The 1,951-nt window shown below is 73.9% G+C and carries 2 protein-coding genes; one reads left to right on the plus strand and one right to left on the minus strand.

The features are described 5' to 3' along the window. Nucleotides 1-82: 82 nt before the first annotated feature. Nucleotides 83-1,081, minus strand: a complete 999-nt coding sequence (locus ACFW9D_RS33730; protein WP_384628404.1) for a Gfo/Idh/MocA family protein — start codon at nucleotides 1,079-1,081, stop codon at nucleotides 83-85. A gap of 116 nt (nucleotides 1,082-1,197) precedes the next feature. Between ACFW9D_RS33730 and ACFW9D_RS33735 the strand changes: the two genes are divergently transcribed. Beyond that, a partial coding sequence (locus ACFW9D_RS33735; protein ID WP_384628406.1) for a Bcr/CflA family efflux MFS transporter occupies nucleotides 1,198-1,951 on the plus strand: 754 nt, incomplete at its 3' end.

The raw sequence follows: 1,951 nt of genomic DNA on the forward strand, positions 1-1,951 counted from the left end.
CCTGATGAGGCTGCGCCTCATCAGGGGCGCGGGGAACTGCGCGACCAGCCACGACGAAACGCGCACCCGGCGACGAACCCGCTCACGCCTCCCCCGGATACCGCACCCCGATCGCCGAGCGCACAGCGTCCAGCGTGCGCATCACACCCAGAGAGCCGTCCAGAGGTACCAGCGGCGATTCGACCGAGCCACCCCTGAGGCACCGCATGACCTCCATCGCCTCGTGCCGCATCGAGTCCCGCGGCCCGTCCTCCGCCGCCGCCACGAACTCCTGCGGCTCCCGCCCGTCCCGGTGCAGCACGAAGCGGTCCGGGTAGAAGAAGCCGCCCGGTACGTCGATCCGGCCCGCGGAGCCCGTCACCGAAGCCGTCACCCCCGTACCGGAGTTGACCGCACAGTGCAGCAGCGCCTGCGCCCCGCCGGACCAGGACAGCAGCATCCCGGTCTGCAGGTCGACGCCCTCGGGGGAGAGCTGGGCCCGCGCGGTCACCGATTCCGGCTCGCCGAGCAGCAGATGCGCGAACGACACCGGGTACACGCCGAGATCGAGGGTCGCGCCACCGCCCTGCGCCGGGTCCCGCAGCCGGTGCGAGGGAGGGAAGGGGCCCGCGAGCCCGAAGTCGGCCTGGACCGTGCGGACCTCACCGATCACCCCGTCGTCCACGAGCGCCTTCAGGCGGCGGATCAGCGGATGGCAGTACATCCACATGGCCTCCATCAGGAACAGCCCGCGCGCACGGGCGAGTGCGACGAGCTCCTCGGCCTCCCGCGCGTTCAGGGTGAACGCCTTCTCGCAGAGCACCGCGCGCCCCGCCTCCAGGCACAGCCCCGCCGCCTCGCGGTGCGCGGAGTGCGGTGTGGCCACGTACACCACGTCGACGTCCTCGTCCGCGGCGAGCGAGGCCCAGTCGCCGTACGCCCGGCCGATCCCGAACCGTTCGGCGAAGGTCTTCGCGCCGGCCTCGGAGCGCGAGGCGACCGCCACGACCTCCGCGTCCGGCAGATCAAGCAGCTCCGCCGTGAACTGCTGCGCTATGCCGCCCGTCGCGAGGATCCCCCAGCGCACGCGTTCCTCAGCCATCCCAGCCCCACCCCGGTTCCCGGTCCCGACCACTCCGCCGAGCTGAGAGCATAGGTAATCGCACGCACGACCGGGAGAGTCGGCGGACACCAGGACGGGAACGGGGGAGCTTCGGGATGGCGGAGAGCGGGAGCACCGGGACGGCAGGGAGCACCGGGACAGCGCCACCGCCACCCCGGACCGGACCGCCCGGCGCGGCGGCCCGCACCGGCCTCCTCGTCACCCTCGTGCTCGGCGGACTCACCGCCGTGCCGCCGCTGTCGATGGACATGTACCTCCCGGCCCTGCCCGAGGTCACCGGCGCCCTGCACACCTCCGCCGCCACCGCCCAGCTCACCCTGACCGCCTGCCTCACCGGCATGGCGCTCGGCCAGCTCGTCGTCGGCCCGATGAGCGACCGGTGGGGCCGCCGCGGACCGCTCCTGACCGGCCTCCTCGTCTACGTCGCCGCGACCGCGATCTGCGCCCTCGCGCCGAACGCCGCCCTGCTCATCGCCTTCCGGCTGCTCCAGGGACTCGCGGGCGCCGCCGGCATCGTCATCGCCCGCGCCGTCGTCCGCGACCTCTACGACGGCGTCGCGATGGCCCGCTTCTTCTCCACTCTCATGCTGATCTCCGGCGTCGCCCCGATCGTCGCCCCGCTCATCGGCGGCCAGGTGCTGCGCGTCACCGACTGGCGCGGCGTCTTCGTCGTCCTCACCGCGATCGGCCTCGCGCTCACCGCACTCGTGTGGAAGTGCCTGCCCGAGACGCGGGGGGGCCGGGCGGGCCCCCCGCGGGGGGGGGGGGGGGGGCAGGGCCCCCATACCCGGGGGCGCCCCGCCCCCCTCGGAGACCGGTCCCAAATACCAGGGGGGTTGTCGGGTGGCG

This window comes from Streptomyces sp. NPDC059524, assembly GCF_042749255.1.
GTDB classification, from domain to species: Bacteria; Actinomycetota; Actinomycetes; order Streptomycetales; family Streptomycetaceae; genus Streptomyces; species Streptomyces xanthii.

What these genes read in the sequence shown, in the direction of transcription:
- ACFW9D_RS33730 (WP_384628404.1), bottom strand. Translation starts at nt 1,081, where the DNA reads ATGGCTGAGGAACGCGTGCGCTGGGGGATCCTCGCGACGGGCGGCATA.